Annotated in this window: 18 protein-coding genes; 10 read left to right on the top strand and 8 right to left on the bottom strand. The window is 63.3% G+C overall.

Going from position 1 to position 17,915, the window contains the following annotated elements; all coding sequences use genetic code 11:
- Positions 1–105 precede the first annotated feature (105 nt).
- Positions 106–1,179, top strand: coding sequence for a hypothetical protein (locus AC5E6N_RS09755; protein ID WP_491747640.1), 1,074 nt, complete (start codon positions 106–108; stop codon positions 1,177–1,179).
- A 22-nt stretch (positions 1,180–1,201) separates the two neighbouring features.
- On the opposite strand, the gene ppk2 is transcribed toward AC5E6N_RS09755, so the two are convergent.
- Positions 1,202–2,089: a polyphosphate kinase 2 gene (gene ppk2 / locus AC5E6N_RS09750; protein WP_491747639.1), complete on the bottom strand. Its 888-nt coding sequence runs from the start codon at positions 2,087–2,089 to the stop codon at positions 1,202–1,204.
- 187 nt (positions 2,090–2,276) lie between these two features.
- On the opposite strand from ppk2, the gene phoR reads away from it, so the two are divergent.
- The 7 genes from phoR to phoB all read left to right on the top strand — a co-directional run bounded on the left by phoR (position 2,277) and on the right by phoB (position 9,874).
- Positions 2,277–3,545 (top strand): phosphate regulon sensor histidine kinase PhoR, encoded by a 1,269-nt coding sequence (gene phoR, locus AC5E6N_RS09745; protein ID WP_491747638.1) that lies wholly within the window; start codon positions 2,277–2,279, stop codon positions 3,543–3,545.
- A 180-nt stretch (positions 3,546–3,725) separates the two neighbouring features.
- A complete protein-coding gene (locus tag AC5E6N_RS09740; RefSeq protein ID WP_491691933.1) occupies positions 3,726–4,763 on the top strand; it encodes a PstS family phosphate ABC transporter substrate-binding protein in 1,038 nt (345 codons plus the stop codon).
- Positions 4,764–4,816: 53 nt separating this feature from the next.
- A complete protein-coding gene (gene pstC, locus AC5E6N_RS09735) occupies positions 4,817–6,187 on the top strand; it encodes a phosphate ABC transporter permease subunit PstC (protein ID WP_491747637.1) in 1,371 nt (456 codons plus the stop codon).
- Positions 6,187–7,479 carry a phosphate ABC transporter permease PstA gene (pstA, locus tag AC5E6N_RS09730; protein WP_491747636.1) on the top strand — a complete coding sequence of 431 codons (1,293 nt, stop codon included), beginning with the start codon at positions 6,187–6,189 and terminating at the stop codon, positions 7,477–7,479. Before pstC ends, pstA begins: the two co-directional genes overlap by 1 nt.
- An 87-nt stretch (positions 7,480–7,566) precedes the next feature.
- Positions 7,567–8,385 carry a phosphate ABC transporter ATP-binding protein PstB gene (gene pstB / locus AC5E6N_RS09725; RefSeq protein WP_491747635.1) on the top strand — a complete coding sequence of 273 codons (819 nt, stop codon included), beginning with the start codon at positions 7,567–7,569 and terminating at the stop codon, positions 8,383–8,385.
- Between the two features lie 22 nt (positions 8,386–8,407).
- A complete protein-coding gene (phoU, locus tag AC5E6N_RS09720; RefSeq protein ID WP_491691929.1) occupies positions 8,408–9,142 on the top strand; it encodes a phosphate signaling complex protein PhoU in 735 nt (244 codons plus the stop codon).
- Positions 9,143–9,190: 48 nt separating this feature from the next.
- On the top strand, positions 9,191–9,874 hold the full coding sequence (gene phoB / locus AC5E6N_RS09715; RefSeq protein WP_491747671.1) for a phosphate regulon transcriptional regulator PhoB: 684 nt from the start codon (positions 9,191–9,193) through the stop codon (positions 9,872–9,874).
- A gap of 27 nt (positions 9,875–9,901) precedes the next feature.
- Here phoB and AC5E6N_RS09710 read toward each other — a convergent pair whose 3' ends face one another.
- Positions 9,902–10,273 carry a VOC family protein gene (locus tag AC5E6N_RS09710; RefSeq protein WP_491747634.1) on the bottom strand — a complete coding sequence of 124 codons (372 nt, stop codon included), beginning with the start codon at positions 10,271–10,273 and terminating at the stop codon, positions 9,902–9,904.
- Positions 10,274–10,314: 41 nt separating this feature from the next.
- Between AC5E6N_RS09710 and AC5E6N_RS09705 the strand changes: the two genes are divergently transcribed.
- Positions 10,315–10,851: a winged helix-turn-helix transcriptional regulator gene (locus AC5E6N_RS09705; RefSeq protein ID WP_491747633.1), complete on the top strand. Its 537-nt coding sequence runs from the start codon at positions 10,315–10,317 to the stop codon at positions 10,849–10,851.
- 159 nt (positions 10,852–11,010) lie between these two features.
- Here AC5E6N_RS09705 and AC5E6N_RS09700 read toward each other — a convergent pair whose 3' ends face one another.
- The 5 genes from AC5E6N_RS09700 to AC5E6N_RS09680 all read right to left on the bottom strand — a co-directional run bounded on the left by AC5E6N_RS09700 (position 11,011) and on the right by AC5E6N_RS09680 (position 15,761).
- Positions 11,011–12,252: an extracellular solute-binding protein gene (locus AC5E6N_RS09700; protein WP_491747632.1), complete on the bottom strand. Its 1,242-nt coding sequence runs from the start codon at positions 12,250–12,252 to the stop codon at positions 11,011–11,013.
- Between the two features lie 61 nt (positions 12,253–12,313).
- Entirely contained in the window at positions 12,314–13,132 is an 819-nt protein-coding gene (locus AC5E6N_RS09695) for a carbohydrate ABC transporter permease (RefSeq protein WP_491747631.1), read from the bottom strand.
- Positions 13,129–14,013, bottom strand: a complete 885-nt coding sequence (locus tag AC5E6N_RS09690) for a carbohydrate ABC transporter permease (RefSeq protein ID WP_491747630.1) — start codon at positions 14,011–14,013, stop codon at positions 13,129–13,131. The genes AC5E6N_RS09695 and AC5E6N_RS09690 overlap by 4 nt, the downstream gene beginning before the upstream one ends.
- Positions 14,010–15,089 (bottom strand): ABC transporter ATP-binding protein, encoded by a 1,080-nt coding sequence (locus AC5E6N_RS09685; protein WP_491747629.1) that lies wholly within the window; start codon positions 15,087–15,089, stop codon positions 14,010–14,012. The genes AC5E6N_RS09690 and AC5E6N_RS09685 overlap by 4 nt, the downstream gene beginning before the upstream one ends.
- A 21-nt stretch (positions 15,090–15,110) precedes the next feature.
- On the bottom strand, positions 15,111–15,761 hold the full coding sequence (locus AC5E6N_RS09680) for a TIGR00725 family protein (RefSeq protein WP_491747628.1): 651 nt from the start codon (positions 15,759–15,761) through the stop codon (positions 15,111–15,113).
- Positions 15,762–15,822: 61 nt separating this feature from the next.
- On the opposite strand from AC5E6N_RS09680, the gene AC5E6N_RS09675 reads away from it, so the two are divergent.
- Positions 15,823–16,548, top strand: a complete 726-nt coding sequence (locus AC5E6N_RS09675) for a DeoR/GlpR family DNA-binding transcription regulator (protein WP_491747627.1) — start codon at positions 15,823–15,825, stop codon at positions 16,546–16,548.
- 11 nt (positions 16,549–16,559) lie between these two features.
- On the opposite strand, the gene AC5E6N_RS09670 is transcribed toward AC5E6N_RS09675, so the two are convergent.
- Positions 16,560–17,915: ABC transporter ATP-binding protein (locus AC5E6N_RS09670; protein ID WP_491747626.1), on the bottom strand; the 1,356-nt coding region annotated here is incomplete at its 5' end.

Raw genomic sequence — 17,915 nt, 5'->3', positions numbered from 1 at the left:
GAGCTGTTAAGAGAGATTCCGGGGGGACAGGATCGCAGCCTGTCGCGCGCGCCGCCGCCCGAAAGGCGGGAACAGCGGCGATCGGCCGGTTGACTGGAGTTGCGTGTGAAGACATTCGAAACGGCGATCCGCAAGGCGCTGCAGTCGGTCGACGGCGGCAACCCGAAATTACGCGAGCGCGTCTATCAGTCCGCACGCGAGGCATTGATGAACAGTCAGGCGAAGCAGGGGACATGGGGCGGCGAGGCCGCCTCGGACCAGAGCCGCCAGCTTGAAGAGCTGATTGCCGAAATAGAAGCCCAATACGCCGCCGCGGAAGCGCCGAAACCCGCCCGGCGCGAGCCGCGCCAGGAGCGCAGGAGCAGGCCGCGCCAGCCGGCGAAGGATGCGCCAGGGGCCGAACGGATCGAGCCCGGCGACATTCCGGCGCCGGTTGCGGAAAAACGCGAGCCGCGCCGCCGCAAAAAAAGCATCAGGGCGGATGCCGATCTGCTTGGAGCCGAACCCGCCTCGCGACGGCGCGGCCGTCAGGGCAAGCGCCGCATACCGGTCTTTTCCCTCATTCTGGTGATTTCGCTGGCCATTGCCTTTGTCGGCATCGGCATCCTGTGGTCGGTCTATAGCGGCATTTTCATCAGCCAGCAGGAGCGCGGCACGGGCGTGCCGAATCCGCCGGCAAAGATCGACGGCGGTGATTTTGTCGGAAATCCGCCTGCGAACGGGGCTTTCTCCGGCGATTGGACACAGGTCTTCTCGCCGCAGGATCCCGGGGGCGTGGGGCGCCGGGGCAGCGCCCGTGCGACATTGGTCGAGACCGGTGCGGGTCCCGCTCTCCAGATCGTATCGCCCGACGGCGGCGCCGACGCCGAAGTGCTTTTCGAACTGCCGGCTGCCGTCATGCGGAGCCTTGCCGGGCGCAAGTCCCTCGTCGCCGTCACATTGCGCTCTACCACCGACACGCCGACGCAGATTTATGTCAAATGCCTGCTTGCCGCCGACAATGACTGCGGGCGCCACCGCTTCGATGTCACCTATGAGATCGGCGACGTGGTGTTCAGCATTGACCTGAGCAAGGTTCCGGCAACCGGCGAGGCCGGCTATCTGGCGCTCAACAGCGATATCACCGGCGCCGGCAATGGCGTCGACGTGTTCGCCATCCGCGTTCAGCCGCAAAACTGAGTTGCGCCGCGCGTCGCTTGCTTCAATCCACCAGGAAGCCGGGGCCTGAGCCGAGGATCCGTTCGTCGATCCGGCCGATCGCATCCGGGTTCTTCCCGCTGTAGGGAAGCCCGCTCAGGAGATGGCGGATCAGGTTGAGGCGCGCCCGCCGCTTGTCATTGGCGCGCACGACGGTCCAGGGCGCATGGTTGCTGTGGGTGTGCTCCAGCATCAGATTGCGCTTTTGCGTGTAGTCGCCCCATTTCTCCAGGCTGGCAATATCCATCGGGGACAGCTTCCAGACCTTCAGCGGGTTGTGCCGCCGGTCGTGAAATCGCTTGAGCTGCATTTCCTGGCCTATGTTGAGCCAGAACTTGAACAGGTGGATGCCCTCGCGCACCGGCATGTGTTCGAAATCCGGCGTTTCGGCGAGGAATCGTGCGTGCTGCCGCGGGGTGCAAAAACCCATGACCGGCTCGACACCGGCGCGGTTGTACCAGGACCGGTCGAACAGCACCATTTCGCCCGATGTCGGGAAATGGTCCACATAACGCTGATAGTACCACTGGCCGCGCTCGCGTTCCGTCGGTTTCGGCAGCGCGACGATGCGCGCCATGCGCGGATTCATATAGGCCCGGGTCGCCGCGATCGACCCGCCCTTGCCGGCCGCGTCCCGGCCCTCGAACACGATGATGACGCGCCCCCCCGTTTCCTGTTGCCAGGCCTGGACCTTGACCAGCTCGATCTGCAGTACCCTGATCTGTTTTTCATAGTCGTCGCGGTCGAGCTTTTCCTCATAAGGGTAGTTCTCCGAACCGAACGCCCTTTTATCGACCCAGTCCGGCAGGTCCGGGTCGTCAATATCAAAGCGGCGTTTTCGGCCGTTTATCTCCAGCTCGACCGAACGGTCCGCCTGCTTCTTGCTCATCATGTCATTTCCCGTTTGCTTTCGGCCTGTTATACCCGCAACAGCTGCCGGGCCGGAAACTGATTTTCCACCATGTGCGTTCATCGATCCGTCATCCGGCGGTCCTGACCGGGGTGGTCAACAGGGTTGCCGGTTTGGCGAGGGCGCGGTAGGTGCAGCGGCATCCGGGGCGCAAGGCGTATTGGAAGGCATGCAGGAACTTACCCATAGAGTTGTTCAGCGTCTCTACGATGCGCGTTACATCCTTGTCGTTGCGGCCGTGTTGTCGCTGCTGGCGTCGCTGTCGCGCGAGGTGCCCTTGTGGCATGCCCTGTCGGGGCTGGCGCTGGTTTTTGCGGCCGCCGGGCTGCCGGTGCAGTCCCGTTCGGCCCGCCGCCAGGAAAGGATGCTTCGTAAGGACAGGCGCGTGCCGCTCGAGAGGATCGTCTTCAACACCTGCGAAGCGATGGACGATCCGGCGATCATCCTGGCGCCGGGCAGCGTGCTCAGATTTCTCAATGCCGCGGCCGTTCAGCAATTCGGCGCCATGCAGGATGGCGCGCATCTGTCCTCCCTGCTGCGTTCCCCGGCGATTCTCGACATGGTCCGCAAGGCGATCGAAACGGGCCGGGCTGCCTCGATCGAGCATGTCGAGAAGGTGCCGTCGGAGCGCTGGTTTCGCGTGCGCGTGGCGCCCATGACCGGCATTGCCGGCATGAAGGGCGGCAGTGAGCTGTACATGCTGACCTTTCGCGACCAGAGCGAATCGCGCCGCATGGACCGCATGCGGTCGGACTTTATCGCCAATGCTAGCCACGAGTTGCGCACGCCGCTCGCCTCGCTCTTCGGCTTTATCGAAACGATGCGCGGCCCCGCCCGGGAAGACCCGGAGGCCCGCAAGCGCTTCCTCGACATCATGCACGAGCAGGCAAGCCGCATGACCCGGCTGGTCGACGATCTCCTGTCCCTGTCGCGCCTGGAACTCAAGGCCCATGTGATGCCGACCGACAATGTCGACCTCGTGCCGCTGGTCAATCACATATCGGATTCGCTCAAGCCGCTGGCCGAGGAACTGGGCGTCGACATCGAGATCAGCGCTCCGGATGAGCCCGTCATTGTCAAGGGCGACCGCGACGAACTGGTCCAGGTTTTTGAGAACCTGATCGAGAACGCCTGCAAATACGGTCAGAGCGGCGGCCGGGTCGAGGTCAGCGTGATACCGCAGGACAAGACCCGCAATGAGGGCGTGGAAGTCAGCGTCAGCGACAACGGTCCGGGAATCCCGCCGGAGCACGTGCCGCGCCTGACCGAGCGGTTTTACCGGGTCAATGTCGAAGCCAGCCGGTCCAGGAAGGGAACCGGTCTGGGGCTGGCGATCGTCAAGCACATACTGACACGCCACCGGGCGCGCCTTGTTGTCCATTCGACGGTCGGCAAGGGGTCGGACTTTCGTGTGAAATTCGGTGTGCCTCCGCGTTAGATATCTTGGGTAACTTTAGAAAAATAAATTGAAAATCAAATACTTAAATCGTCATAAACTTGTAACGCTCTTGTCATAAAACCGCGTTGGACAGGTTGGTAAGAGTCACCTGTTAGTAGAAATTATGGGCTGCTTTACCGCAAGGAGCTTCAAGCAGGCCTCTCGATTGGGGAAAATCCTATGAAAACGCTTAAACTGACCGCTGCCGCACTGGTGGCTTCGGCAGCATTCGCCGGCACCGCCGTGGCACGCGACCAGATCAAGATCGTCGGATCGTCGACGGTCTTCCCGTACACGCAGGCCGTGTCTGAGGAATATTCCAACAAGACCGGTAATTCGGCTCCCGTTGTGGAGTCGACCGGTACCGGTGGTGGCTTCAAGGTGTTCTGCGGCGGCATCGGCCCGGACCATCCCGATGTCACGGGTGCTTCGCGCGCTATCAAGGACTCCGAGAAGAAGCTTTGCGCCGATGCAGGCGTGACCGACATCACCGAAGCACTGATCGGTTATGACGGTCTGTCGATCGCCGTATCGCGCGGCAACGAAGCCGACTGGGACCTGTCCGAAGAGCAGATCTTCAGGGCGCTTGCCGCCGAACTTCCGGACGGCAATGGCGGCTTCATCGCCAACCCGAACCAGAAATGGTCGGATATCGACGCCTCGCTTCCCGATGCACCGATCGTCGCCTTCGGTCCTCCCCCGACCTCCGGCACGCGCGACGCCTTCGTCGAACTGGCCATGCATGACGGTTGCAACGCGCTTCCGGGCATGAAGGAACTGGAAGATGCGGACGAAGACACTTGGGAAGAAAAGTGCTCGCGCATGCGCCAGGACGGCCCGTTCATCGAAGCCGGTGAAAACGACAACCTGATCGTTCAGCGCCTCGAGGCCGACCCGAACGCCATCGGCATCTTCGGTTACTCGTTCCTGTACGAAAATGCCGACAAGCTGAAGGGTGTGAAGATCAACGGTGTCGCACCGGACTTCGCGACCATCGCCGACGGTTCCTATCCGGTTTCGCGGCCGCTGTACTTCTACGTCAAGAACGCGCACCGCGAAGTGATCCCCGGCATGAAGGACTTCATCGTCGAGTACATGTCGGAAGAGGCTCTCGGTCCGGACGGATATCTGGCCGAGCGCGGCCTGACGCCGCTTGACGACGCAGCCCGGGCGAAGATGCAGGACAATGTCCTGAACGCCTCGAAGCTTGCAATGTAAATAGACTTGAACCTGCCCCGGCATTTCGCCGGGGCGGTTTTTCGGGGGATGTGATGGTCGGATATCTGTTTCTGTTTCTGCTCGTCGCGGCGGTAATCGCCTATTATATAGCGTCAAGGCGGGCCGTGACCGTCGCCGGCAGCGATGTGCGCGGTCTGCATTCAAGGCCGATCTATCATGGATTGAACGCCCTCGTTTATACCGCCATTCCGGCCTTCATCTTTGTGCTTCTGTGGCTTCTTCTTGAAGGTTCGGTCGTCGACGGCCTTTTGATGAGTGCCTATCCGGGCGCCGACGCCATGACAGGCGCCGAACGCGACCTGCTCATCAGCGAAATCAGGCAGGTTGCCGCCGGAAACATCTTCCGCGAGCCGACGCCTCAGATCACTGCGGCGGTTGAGAACCTCAAATCCCTCAATTCGACCGCCAATCTGCTGCTGGCGGCGGCCGTTGTGATTATCGCGCTGGCCGGCGCCGGTTTCGCCATCATGTCCGTGTCCAAGCGCTTCCTCGCACGTCACAGTTTCGAGCGTTCGGTCACCGTCTTCATGGTTTTCGCCTCGACCGTGGCGATTCTGACGACGGTCGGGATCGTCGCCTCGCTCGTCTATGAGGCAATGCAGTTTTTCAATCGCGTGCCGGTCACCGAATTTCTGTTCGGCCTGCGGTGGGAGCCGCAGATACCGCTGCGCGAGGACCAGGTCGCCGGACAGGGCGCGTTCGGCGCGATCCCCGTCTTCCTCGGCACCATCCTGGTTGCGGCGCTGGCGATGCTTGTTGCGGTACCGGTGGGCATCCTCTCGGCCATCTATCTGACCGAATATGCCTCGCCGCGGTTCCGTGCATTCGTCAAGCCGATGCTGGAAGTGCTCGCCGGCATCCCCACCGTCGTCTACGGGTTCTTCGCGGTGCTGACCGTCGCTCCGGCGCTCAGGCAGTTCGGCCTCAGCATCGGTCTCGATGTCGCGCCCAACAGCGCGATCGCGGCCGGCGGCGTCATGGGCATCATGCTCATCCCGTTCATATCGTCTCTGTCGGACGATGCGTTCGCCGCGGTTCCGCAGTCGATTCGTGACGGTTCGCTGGCGATCGGAGCGACCACTGGTGAAACCGTCAGCAAGGTGTTGCTTCCGGCGGCCCTGCCGGGGATCGTCGGCGGCGTGCTTCTCGCGCTCAGCCGCGCCATCGGCGAGACGATGATCGTCGTCATGGCCGCCGGACTGATTGCAAAGATGACGCTCAACCCGCTCGACTCGGTGACGACCGTCACGGTTCAGATCGTCACGCTTCTGATCGGCGATTCCGAGTTCGACAATCCGAAAACGCTTGCCGCCTTCGCGCTCGGTCTGATGCTCTTTATCATAACCCTGTTCCTCAACCTGATTGCGCTGCGCATCGTGCGTAAGTACCGGGAGAAGTACTGATGTCTGATGTCGCGGAAACACCGCTCGCCCGCCCCGCCTGGAAGTCGCCGGAAATGGCGGCGCGCCGCCGCAAGCGTTATGCCGCCGACCGCAGGCTGCAGCGCTATGGTATCGCCGCGATTTCATTCGCCATCGGCTTTCTGGCCCTTCTGATTTCCACGCTTCTTTACACGGGCGCGTCGGCCTTCGTGCAGACCAAGGCTGAGATCACGGTCGACCTCACGAATGCCGAGCTTGATCCGGACGACCTGATGAATGGGCCCTGGCGCAACATCGTCCGCTCATCCCTGCTTGCGCTCGATCCCACTGAGATTCCGCGCGCGCAGCGGCGTGCCTATTTCGGCATGTTCACCTCCTCGGCGCCGTTCCTGGTCCGCAACCATGTGATCGACAATCCCGATCTGATCGGCAAGACCTTCACGTTCAATGTGCCGTTTGCCGATCCGCTGGATCAGTTTGCCAAGGGCCAGATTTCCCGCGATGTCCTCGAGGATCGCAGACGTGTCAGCGATCAGCAGATCGAGTGGTTCGACCAGCTCAAGGCAAAGGGTGTCGTCTCCAAACCGTTCAACGTCGCCCTGATCCTCAATGCCGATTCCCGCTTTCCGGAGCTTGCCGGTCTCGCCGGCGCGATTTCCGGCTCGTTCTGGGCCCTGCTGGTGTGTTTCCTGATCAGTTTCCCGATCGGCATCGCGGCGGCCGTCTATCTTGAGGAATTTGCGCCCAAGAACAGACTGACCGATCTCATCGAGATCAACATCAACAATCTGGCCGCGGTGCCTTCGGTCGTCTTCGGTCTGCTCGGCCTTGCCGTTTTCCTCGGCTGGTTCGGCCTGCCGCGCTCGGCGCCGCTGGTCGGTGGCATGGTCCTGTCGCTCATGACATTGCCGACCATGATCATCGTCACGCGGGCCGCATTGCGCTCGGTTCCCTCATCGATAAGGGAAGCAGCGCTCGGTGTCGGAGCGTCGCGGCACGAGGCGGTCTTTCATCACATGCTGCCGCTGTCGATGCCGACCATTCTCACCGGCACGATTATCGGGCTGGCGCAGGCGCTGGGCGAGACCGCGCCGCTGCTGCTTATCGGCATGAACGCCTTTATCACCAGTCATCCGGAAGGTGTGTTTTCCGCGTCGACCGCGCTTCCGACACAGATTTACATCTGGGCGGACAGCCCGGAACGCGGGTTCGTGTCGCGGACGTCCGCGGCCATTCTGGTGCTGCTCGGCTTCCTGATCCTGATGAACGGGCTGGCGGTATTCCTGAGAAACCGGTTCGAGCGCCGCTGGTGACGTCGCCGACCGGGACGGTCGTCCGGTTTGCAGGTTGCAAGGGGACGTCCGGCGGTGCATGAAGTCAAAGGTATGGGGTATTGAAGGATGAATATGATGTCGGAAGCAGCAGTTGAAGAGGCGGTCGGCGCAAAAACCGAAACGCAACCGCCGATAAAGATGCAGGGCCGCATGGTGAGCGTCTTTTACAGCGGCTCGCAGGCGCTCTACGACGTCGACCTCGATATCCGGCAATATCAGGTGACGGCGCTCATCGGTCCGTCCGGTTGCGGCAAGTCCACTTTCCTGCGCTGCCTCAACCGCATGAACGACACGATCGACGGGTGCGACGTGAAAGGAAGCATCACGCTCGACGGCGCCGACATCTACGATGCATCCGTCGACGTTGTCGAATTGCGGGCGAGTGTCGGAATGGTGTTCCAGAAGCCCAACCCCTTTCCGAAGTCGATCTACGAGAACATCGCCTACGGCCCGCGCATCCATGGTCTGGCCAGAAGCAAGACGGAATTTGATGAAATTGTCGAGACCAGCCTGCGCAGGGCAGGCCTGTTCGATGAAGTCAAGGACCGGCTCCATGAGCCCGGCACCGGCCTTTCGGGCGGTCAGCAGCAGCGCCTGTGCATCGCCCGCGCCATCGCCGTCAGCCCTGAGGTGATCCTGATGGACGAGCCCTGTTCGGCGCTCGATCCGATCGCCACCGCCAAGGTCGAGGAACTGATCGATGAACTGCGCCAGAACTTCACGATCGTCATCGTGACCCACTCCATGCAGCAGGCCGCGCGGGTCTCGCAGCGCACCGCCATGTTCCATCTCGGCAGTCTGGTCGAGGAAGGCGATACGGACAAGATGTTCACCAACCCGGACGATCAGCGCACCCAGGACTACATCACCGGCCGCTTCGGCTGATCTTGCGCGGACAGGAAAGATCATGAGCGAACAGAACTCCAACAGCCAGCTTGCCGCGCATACGGTTACGTCCTACGACGAGGATCTGCAGTTCCTGGCGCGGCGCATTGCCGAAATGGGCGGGATTGCCGAGCGCATGCTCGAAGAATCCGTCGCCGCGCTGGTCAATGGCGACGCGGGGCTGTCCCAGAAGGTGATCTCCGACGATCTGCTCCTCGACGACGCCGAGCGTCAGATCGGCGAGAAGGCCGTGCTGGTCATCGCCAAGCGCCAGCCCATGGCCGCCGATCTGCGCGATATTATCGGCTCGATCCGCATCGCCGCCGATCTCGAGCGCGTCGGAGACATGGCCAAGAACATTGCCAAGCGGGTGCTTGCCGTCCACGGCATGGCGCAGCCCAAGAAGCTGGTGCGCGGTCTCGATCACCTGGCCGAGCTGGCGCTGACGCAGCTCAAGGAAGTGCTGGACGCCTATTCGTCCCGCTCTCCGGAGCTTGCCAATTCCATCCGCGAACGCGACGAGGAAATCGACGCGATCTACACCTCCCTGTTCCGCGAACTGCTCACCTATATGATGGAAGACCCGCGCAACATCACCGCGTGTACCCATCTGCTGTTCTGCGCCAAGAACATCGAGCGTATCGGCGATCATGCCACCAACATCGCCGAGACCGTATACTATATCAGCACCGGCTCCCAGCTTTCGCCCGACAGGCCGAAAGACGACGAAACGGCGAGCGTGGGCGCCGACGAGTGACGGGCGGGCGGGCCGCGATCGGCGCGCCGCCGGAGAATGAACATGGGTATAGCACCGCAAATCACTGTTGTTGAAGACGAGGAGGCGCTGAGCGTTCTCCTGCGTTACAATCTCGAGGCCGAGGGTTACGAGGTCGATACCGTTCTGCGCGGCGACGAGGCCGAGATCAAGCTGCAGGAACGCGTTCCCGATCTGTTGATCCTCGACTGGATGTTGCCGGGGCTCTCGGGCATAGAACTGTGCCGCCGGCTGCGCATCCGCCCCGAGACCGAGCGCCTGCCGATCATTCTTCTGACCGCGCGCGGCGAGGAAAGCGAACGGGTGAGGGGCCTTTCCACCGGCGCCGACGACTATGTCGTCAAGCCGTTCTCGACACCGGAACTCATGGCCCGCGTACGCGCGCTCCTGCGCCGGGTCAAGCCGGAGACGATTTCGACCGTGCTCAAGGCCGGCGATATCGAGCTCGACCGCGAGACCCATCGCGTCTACCGCCGCGGCCGCGAGATCAAGCTCGGCCCGACGGAATTCCGGCTGCTGGAATTCTTCATGACCTCGCCGACACGGGTCTTTTCCCGCTCCCAGCTTCTCGACGGCGTCTGGGGTCACGATATCTATGTGGACGAACGCACCGTCGACGTCCATGTCGGCCGCCTGCGCAAGGCCCTCAACCTCTCCAACATGCGCGACGTGATCCGCACGGTGAGGGGTGCCGGCTATTCGCTGGAGACGTGAGCGGACTTGCTCTAACCTCATCTCGCTCTATTGCGTCAAATCCTGTGCGATCATGAGTGCATTGCCGTCCGGGTCGTAGAAGGTCGCGGTGCTGACCATGCCTTCAATCGTATCCGTCGGGCCGTCAAACTTGACCCCCTCGGCCTCCAGCGCGCTCCGCGCGGCAACGATGTCGGCGACGCCGAAAACCGGAACGGCATTGCCGGGGGCCGGCTCCGTCTGCTCGCCCATTCCCAGCGTCACGCCCTCGGTCATGGTCTTGACCTCGCTCCATCCGGCCTCGTCGATGTGATGCAGGAGCTCGAAGCCGAGCATGTCGCCATACCATTTCGCGCTTGCGTGCCGGTCGCTGACCGACAGCGCAAAGGTGATCCTATCGTTCAGTGTAACAACAGCCATCGCGATTTCCCTTTGGACTAAATTTATATATACTATACTTTATGGACATAGACAAACTTGTCAACATTACGTCCCGTTCATGGTCCATGGCCATCCTGAAGGCGATGCATAACGGTGTTCCGGGCCGGCAGGCGCCGCTCCTCGTCGCCTCCGGCGCGAGCCGGACGGCATTCGCCAAGAGCCTGGCGCATCTTGTCGAACTCGGGCTGCTGGAGCGCAACGCCGGACATGGTCACCCCTTAAGGCCCGAATACCGCTTGACCGGGGAGGGAATAAGGTTCGCAAAAATGGCCGCCGCGATTGCCGACGCTCTGCCGGATAAATCCGGGCAGCCCCTGCTTCGCCGCGCCTGGACCATTCCTGTCCTTGCCGTCAGCCGCCGGCCCAGCCGTTTTGTCGATATCAAGAGCGCCCTGTCGCCCATAACCGATCGCGCACTCTCCCAGTCGCTGCAAAGGCTGGAGGCGTGGCAATGGCTGAGCCGCGAGATCGACATCACCTCACACCCGCCGCGGCCGATCTACCAGGCGGCCAATGAGGGGTTCCGCATAAGCAACGTCGTCGGCGGCATGCTCTGATCGCTACGGCTTCCGAGATGCGCGCCCGATCGCGGTCTTTTCAGAACGGCATATTGCGGATTTTGTAAGCCTCATATTGAAAAGGACTGGATGGGGAAAATGCTGGGGCTGCAGCGGCCGCACCCGCCAAGCCGGATGCGGCCGGAATCCGGTCTGCAATCACTTCATCTGAAGCTGCATGCGAAGCGTGTCGGCGAGTTCCGAGATCGTCGCATCCACCTCTGCGCCTTCCGTGACCTCGACCAGCGCGGCGGCGATCAGGTCGGTCACGGCCACACCTTCCGCACCGGGATAGGCATACCAGGGGCCGGCATGGGCGGCGACCTGGGCATGCGCGGTCCTGGCGTTGGTGTTCGCCGCGTAATAGGCGCCGAGATACGCCTCGTCATCGAGCACGATCTTGTTTGCCGGCGCATAGCCGGTGTTCTCGACGATGATCTTCTGGCCTTCCGGGCCCGTGACGAAGGAGATGTATTCCCATGCCGCCTTCTGCTTCTCGACGTCCGGGGTCAACATGACGATGGCCGAGCCGCCGGTCGGGAAATAGACATTGTCCTCGGCAACGACCGGCGTGCCGAGCACGGTGACGTCGAACTTTCCGTCCGCGCCCTCTTCGAAGCGGGTCAGCAGCGAAGAGCTTTCAAAGAAGATGCCGAGCGTTCCGGCGGGAAACGCCTGGCGTGCATCGTTCTGCGACATGGATGACATGCCGGCTTCCTTGGCGAAGCGCTGGTAAAGGCCCGCCGCGGTCTTGCCGGCCTCGGCGTCGAACGTAATGTCGCTTTCGTCCTCGGTCATCGGACGTCCGCCATGCGAGCCCAGGAGCGACTGGAAGCGCCAGTCGTGGCGATGGATCCACACGCCCTCGATGGTGTCGCCAAGCGCATCGATCCTGGCAGCAAGTTCGATGATCCCGTCGAAGGTTTCCGGGAAATCGTCCATCGAGCCGCCGGCCTGTTCGACGAGATCCGGATTGACATACATGACCATGGTCGAGGCCGACGTGCCGAGCGCATGCTGGATGCCTTCGAACTGGCCAAGGGAGAGTAACGCCGGCGTATATCCGGCGGCCATCGGATCCCCGGGCAGAAAACCGTCGAGCGGTTGAGTGAGGCCGCGGTCTTCGAGGATACGCCAGCGGTTGAGGCCGACATAGGCGACATCCGGCGCGGTTCCGGCGACCGCCTCGCGCAGCAGCCTCTGCACGCCGTCTGCGTAGCCTTCGGCCGGACCGTCAATGGTGATCTTGATGTCCGGATTGGCCTGCATGAACGCGGTGGCGAGCGCGTCCTGGGTTTCGGCCCAGATGGTGGGGATGGCGTAATGGACCCGGATTTCGGTCTCGGCCATTGCCGAACTTGCGGCGAGGACGATACCGGCGGATAGAAGGAGATGCTTCATGATGTTCCTCTTCAGTGTCATGGAATGGAGGGGCGGGCGGCCCCGGTTGCTACGCGGGTACTTATTTCTTCAGTCCCGTGTTGGCGAGCCCCTGGGTGAAACGCTTCTGCGCCAGGAGAAAGCCCAGGATCAGCGGCAGGGTGATCAGCGTGGCGCCGGCCATCAGCGGGCCGACATCGTCGCCGCTTTCCTCGTCACGGAAGAAAAGGATGCCCCGGGGCGGCGTGGCGAGATGCGGATCGGTGGTTGCGATCAGCGGCCAGAAGAGGTCGTTCCAGTGGGCGGTCACGGAGAAGATCGAAAATGCCATCACCGTCGGCAGGCCAAGGGGAAAGGCGACGCGCCAGGCAATGCCCATCTCGCTCATCCCGTCGACGCGGGCGGCGTCGATCAGCTCTGCCGGAATTTGCGCGAAGGCCTGACGCAGGAGGAAAAGCCCGAACGCCGATGCTATGAACGGCAGGATCAGCGCGGTATAGCTGTTCAGGAGCTTCGCCCAGGCAAATCCCAGGAAGATCGGTATGGCGGTGACATGGAACGGCACCAGCAGCGCCGCCACGACCGCGCCGAAAAGCAGCGTTCGTCCGGCGAAGCGGCGATGGGCGAGGGCATAGGCGCACGGCACGGTGATCGCCAGTTGCAGCACCAGGATGCCGCCCGTCACGATCACGCCGTTGAGGAGGTAAAGCGGAATATCGGTCTCGGCGAGCGCCTTCCAGAAGTTCTGAAGCGTCGGCCGTGCCGGCAGCAGCGACACGTTCGTGGTGAAGATCTCCGCATGCGGTTTGAGGGCCACCGAGATCATCCAGACGAACGGCAGCAGAACCATCGCCGCGCCGAGCGAGATCAGGCCGAGGGAAAGGAGCGCCGCCGGTCTCATCGGTAATGCACCCGGCGTTCTATGAGGAGGATCTGAAACGCGGTCAGAAGCAGGAGCGCTGCAAAGAAGACCACGGTGATGGCGCTGGCATAACCGGCCTTGAAATAGACGAAACCTTCCCGGTAGAGGGCGTAGACGATCGTGTCGGAGGCAAAGGCCGGACCTCCCTGTGTCATGGTCGCGACGGTCTCGAACACCCTGAACGCATTGGCCGCCGTGACGATCAGGACGAACAGCGTCGTCGGGCCGAGCATCGGCCATGTAACGGTCCAGAAACGCGTCCAGCCGTCTTCCGCGCCGTCGACCTCCGCGGCGTCGTAAAGGGCGGTGGGAATGGCGGCGAGCCCGGCCAGGAACAGGACCATGTTGTAGCCGATGCTTTGCCAGATGCCGATGGCCGCAAGCGTGTAGAGAACGAGATTGCGGTCCGTCAGCCATTGCTGCGTGGACAGGCCGAGCGCGGCGAGCCACTGGTTCATCAGGCCGAGCGAGGGGTGCAGCAGCATCTGCCATGCGACGGCCATGGCAACGAGTGTCGCGGCCACGGGAAGGAAATAGACCGTCCGCAGCACGGCGGAAACCCGTGGAAGCGATTGGCTGAGGCCGTGCAGGCCGAGGGCGACGAGAAGCCCGAGGCCCACCGAAGCCGGGATCACGATGGCCGAGTAGAGCAGCGTGTTGATCAGCGCGTTGCGGCCGAGCCGCGAACCGAACAGGGTGGCGAAGTTGCCGATGCCGACCCATTCGGCGTTCTGCGCCCCGACCTGATAATCGGTAAAGGCGAGCACGAACACGACGCCGACGGGCAGGAAGATAAACAGCACCACCGCCAGCGCCGCCGGCCCGACGAGCAGCAGATCGGTCAGAGCGCCGCGTCTCATCGGCCGATCTCCACGCGCCTGCCGTCCCTGTCGAAACCGTGCAGGGCATCAGCCGCCGCCGCCAAACGGACTGTCCCGCCCTGCTGCGGGCAGGCCTGACCGCCACGCAGAACAAGGCGAAGATGTGCCGAAGACGGGCCGCGAAGCTGCACGATGGTCTCTTCGCCGTGAAAGGCGACGCTTTCAACCACGGCGACCAGCTGTCCGGCGGGATCAAGCGTCAGATCCTCGGGCCGCACGCCGATATGCAGGCCGGCGCCCGCCGCATGCAGCGTCGTGCCCGATCCCGGCGGCAGGATGTTCATGCGGTGATGTCCGATGAACCGCGCCACGTCGATGCTCGCCGGCGCGCCGAATATCTCCCGCGGCGAACCGGTCTGGGCGATCCGCCCGTCGATCATCACCGCCACCCGGTCGGCCATGGACAGCGCATCCGACTGGTCGTGCGTGACCAGCAGGAACGGATAGCCGGTGCGCCGGTGCAGCGCCCGGATCTCGTCGCGCGTGTCGGCGCGCAGCTGGGTGTCGAGATTGGAGAGCGGCTCGTCCAGGAGAAAGGCGCAGGGCTCGCGCACGAGCGCCCGCGCCAGCGCGACCCGCTGCTGCTGCCCGCCGGAGAGCTGACCGGGTTTGCGCGCCAGAAGGTCGCCAAGGCGCAGCACCTCGGCCACCTGCAGGACCTTCTGCCTGATATCGCAGGAAACGCGCCTGACCGTGCTGCTGAAGAGCCCTGCGCCCGGCAGCCTGCCGATCACCGAGAGCCCCCGCAGGCGCAGCGGCATGGCGATGTTCTGGTAGACCGAAAGATGCGGATAGAGCGCATAGGACTGGAACATCAGGGCGATGTTGCGTGCCGCGGCGGTATCGGCCGTGGCATCCCGGTCGCGCAGCAGGACGCGGCCGGCATCGGGCGCTTCGAGACCGGCGAGGAGCCGCAGTGTCGTCGACTTGCCGCATCCGGACGCGCCCAGCAATGCGACGAACTCCTCGCGGTGAAGCGACAGGGAGACATTGTCGACCGCGACCGTGTCGCCGAAGCGCTTGCTCACGCCGTCAAGGGTAAGCGCATCCGTCATGGTGAAGTGATGTAGGAATTATTACACATCTGCGACACGATCCACAGTCTGTGCCGAGGCGATCAGCGCCTCGAGGGTCAGATCCAGCGCGGCATCGACGTTTTGCGCATGGGTGACCCCGTCGACCTGCGGGGCGCCTTCAAGCCCGATGACGCGCTTTGAAAAGTGAAGGCCGTAGGCCACTTCGCTGAGCGTCCCGTAGGACCCGCCGACCGCGACGAGCACCCGGGCCGCCTTGGCGATGATCATGTTGCGTCCCTCGCTCAGCCCGGTGGGAAGCGGGATGCCCACAAAAGGGTTGGCGTCATCCGGCGTACTGCCCGGCAGGATGCCGACCGCAAGGCCGCCGACGGCGCTGCAACCCCTGCAGACGGCTTCCATAACGCCTGATTTGCCGCCGCAGATAACGGTCAGGCCCCGTTCGCCGAGGACGCGACCGACGGCTTCCGCGGTCTTTTCCTGTTGCGCGGTTGCGTCGCGCGGTCCGATGACGCCGACCACCAGATGCCGCAGCGGGGCGGCCTGGCCGAGGACGGTGAAAACTTCGCGGACATCCAGCGTCCGGCCGGTTTGCGCGGTCTCGAGAGGCGCGCGCACCCAGGTGTGGGGATGCAGAACCGTATCGTCGATGCGGACCGTGCCGTCATCCAGTAGAAAATAGGCTTGCCCCATTGTCACAACCCGCACGATATGTAAATTATCTTACAAATTGGCAGCGGAGTTATGCAGATTTATGACAGTCCATCAGAAAGATGCTGCGCTCACCCGCCGGCAGACCGTGATCCTGAAGCAGGCTCAGGAGACCGGTTTTGTCACGATCGAGGCATTGGCGGTCCAGTTCGGTGTCTCGGCCCAGACGGTGCGCCGGGATATTATCGCGCTGTCCAATGACGGGCGGCTGCAGCGCTTCCATGGCGGCGCGGGGCCTGTCGGGGCGGTTGAATCGGCCCGTCTCGATTACGGCGCCAAGCGGCAGCTGGCTCAGTCGGAGAAGGCCGCTGTCGGCCGCAAGGCGGCGGAGCGCATTCCCGACGGTGCGTCCTTATATCTCGATGTCGGGACGACGATTGAAGCCTGTGCGAGGGAGCTGGCGCGCCGGCCGGGCTTTCGCGTGTTCACCAACTCCATGCGCGCGGCCATGGCCTTCGATCCGACGGAGCATCAGGTCTATGTGCTGGGCGGCCGCATGGCCGGCAAGGACGGCTCGCTGATCGGCGACGAGGTGACCCGCTTCCTGCGCGATGTCCAGCTCGACTTCGCCCTGATCGCCTGTTCCGCAATTGACGGGGACGGGCGGGTGATGGATTTCGATCTCTCCAAGATCGCGGTCAAGAAGGCCGCCATCGCGGCGGCCGACAGCGCCCTGCTGCTGGCGACCGCCAGCAAGATCGGCCGCACGGCGCTCGGCGTGATCGGCGAAACCGCACATTTCGATGCCGTGCTGACGGAAACGTCCTGAACCGGTCCGGCTCAGGCCTCTTCGATGGAGTCGGCGATATATCCGCCGGTCTGCCGCTTCCACAGCCGCGCATAAAGGCCGTCCCGCTGAAGCAGGTCGGCGGGCGATCCCTCTTCGGCGATACGGCCTTCGTCGAGCACGACGATCCTGTCCATGCTGGCGATGGTCGACAGCCGGTGCGCGATGGCGATCACGGTCTTGCCCTCCATGAGGATGGCGAGCTTGTCCTGCACCGCCGCCTCGGCCTCGCTGTCGAGCGCGGATGTCGCCTCGTCCAGCACCAGGATCGGCGCGTCTTTCAGGAGCACCCTCGCGATCGCGACGCGCTGGCGCTGCCCGCCGGAGAGCTTCACGCCGCGGTCGCCGACGAAGGCCTCATAGCCCGTGCGGTCCTCGCTGTCCCTCAGGCCGGCGATGAAGCCGTCGGCCTCGGCCAGCACGGCGGCGTGCCGCAGCTCTTCGTCGGACGCACCGGGGCGCCCGTAGCGGATATTGTCGCCGACGGAGCGGTGCAGCAGGGAGACATCCTGGGTGACGACGCCGATGCTCTCGCGCAGGCTTTCCTGGGTGACGCGGCGGATATCCTGCCCGTCGATGAGGACCTTCCCCTCCTCCGGATCGAAGAACCGCAAGAGCAGGCTCACCAGGGTGGATTTGCCCGCGCCCGACACGCCGACGAGCCCGACCTTCTCTCCGGCGCGCACGGTGAGCGACAGATCGCCGATCACCGGCTGCCCCGGCTGGTACTGGAAGCGGATATCCCTGAACGCGACCTCGCCGGAGCCGATCGCCAGCGGCGCGGCATCCGGCGCGTCGGTTATCTTGGCGGATGAAGTGACGACCGGCATCGCGTCGCGGATCGTGCCCACCGCCTGGAAGATCTGCTGTCCCATCTGAACGAAGGCGCGCGCGTTGGCCGACAGGCGCTGGACGATGGCGATCGAGGCAACGAATTCGCCAATCGAAACAAACCCGCTGACGAGGCCCCAAAGACCGATGGCGACGTTGCCGAGTGTCAGCAGGACGTTGAGAAGAATGACGAGACTGTCGGTCGTCAGATAGATACGCCGCTCATGCTGCTCGGTCTTGACGGCTTTTCTGATAATGGTGCGCAACGCCCCGGCCTCACTGTCTTCGGCGGCGAACAGCTTGACCATCTGGATGTTGCTGTAGAGGTCCGTCATGGCGCCTGCAACGAGGCTGCGCGCCCGGGCGGTGCGGCGCGAGCGCATGGAAAACAGCGGCACGGCCAGAACCGCGATCACCAGGTTGGTGACGATCCAGACAAAGACCGGAAGGGCGAGAGGCCAGGACAACGCGGCGAGCAAGGCAAGCGATCCCACAAACTGCACCGTGAAGTGCGGAAC

Source organism: Hoeflea sp., from assembly GCF_984452065.1.
Note: the sequence above shows the minus strand (reverse complement) of the source record. Positions and strands in the feature narration are given on the sequence as shown.

Bases quoted from the DNA above. Each gene is read 5' to 3' on its own strand.
- phoU (WP_491691929.1), top strand. From the start codon at position 8,408: ATGAGCGAACAGAACTCCAACAGCCAGCTTGCCGCGCATACGGTTACG.
- ppk2 (WP_491747639.1), bottom strand. From the start codon at position 2,089: ATGATGAGCAAGAAGCAGGCGGACCGTTCGGTCGAGCTGGAGATAAAC.
- AC5E6N_RS09695 (WP_491747631.1), bottom strand. From the start codon at position 13,132: ATGAGACCGGCGGCGCTCCTTTCCCTCGGCCTGATCTCGCTCGGCGCG.
- AC5E6N_RS09690 (WP_491747630.1), bottom strand. From the start codon at position 14,013: ATGAGACGCGGCGCTCTGACCGATCTGCTGCTCGTCGGGCCGGCGGCG.
- AC5E6N_RS09685 (WP_491747629.1), bottom strand. From the start codon at position 15,089: ATGACGGATGCGCTTACCCTTGACGGCGTGAGCAAGCGCTTCGGCGAC.
- phoR (WP_491747638.1), top strand. From the start codon at position 2,277: ATGCAGGAACTTACCCATAGAGTTGTTCAGCGTCTCTACGATGCGCGT.
- pstB (WP_491747635.1), top strand. From the start codon at position 7,567: ATGAATATGATGTCGGAAGCAGCAGTTGAAGAGGCGGTCGGCGCAAAA.
- AC5E6N_RS09680 (WP_491747628.1), bottom strand. From the start codon at position 15,761: ATGGGGCAAGCCTATTTTCTACTGGATGACGGCACGGTCCGCATCGAC.
- AC5E6N_RS09710 (WP_491747634.1), bottom strand. From the start codon at position 10,273: ATGGCTGTTGTTACACTGAACGATAGGATCACCTTTGCGCTGTCGGTC.
- AC5E6N_RS09675 (WP_491747627.1), top strand. From the start codon at position 15,823: ATGACAGTCCATCAGAAAGATGCTGCGCTCACCCGCCGGCAGACCGTG.
- AC5E6N_RS09740 (WP_491691933.1), top strand. From the start codon at position 3,726: ATGAAAACGCTTAAACTGACCGCTGCCGCACTGGTGGCTTCGGCAGCA.
- pstC (WP_491747637.1), top strand. From the start codon at position 4,817: ATGGTCGGATATCTGTTTCTGTTTCTGCTCGTCGCGGCGGTAATCGCC.
- AC5E6N_RS09705 (WP_491747633.1), top strand. From the start codon at position 10,315: ATGGACATAGACAAACTTGTCAACATTACGTCCCGTTCATGGTCCATG.
- pstA (WP_491747636.1), top strand. From the start codon at position 6,187: ATGTCTGATGTCGCGGAAACACCGCTCGCCCGCCCCGCCTGGAAGTCG.
- AC5E6N_RS09700 (WP_491747632.1), bottom strand. From the start codon at position 12,252: ATGAAGCATCTCCTTCTATCCGCCGGTATCGTCCTCGCCGCAAGTTCG.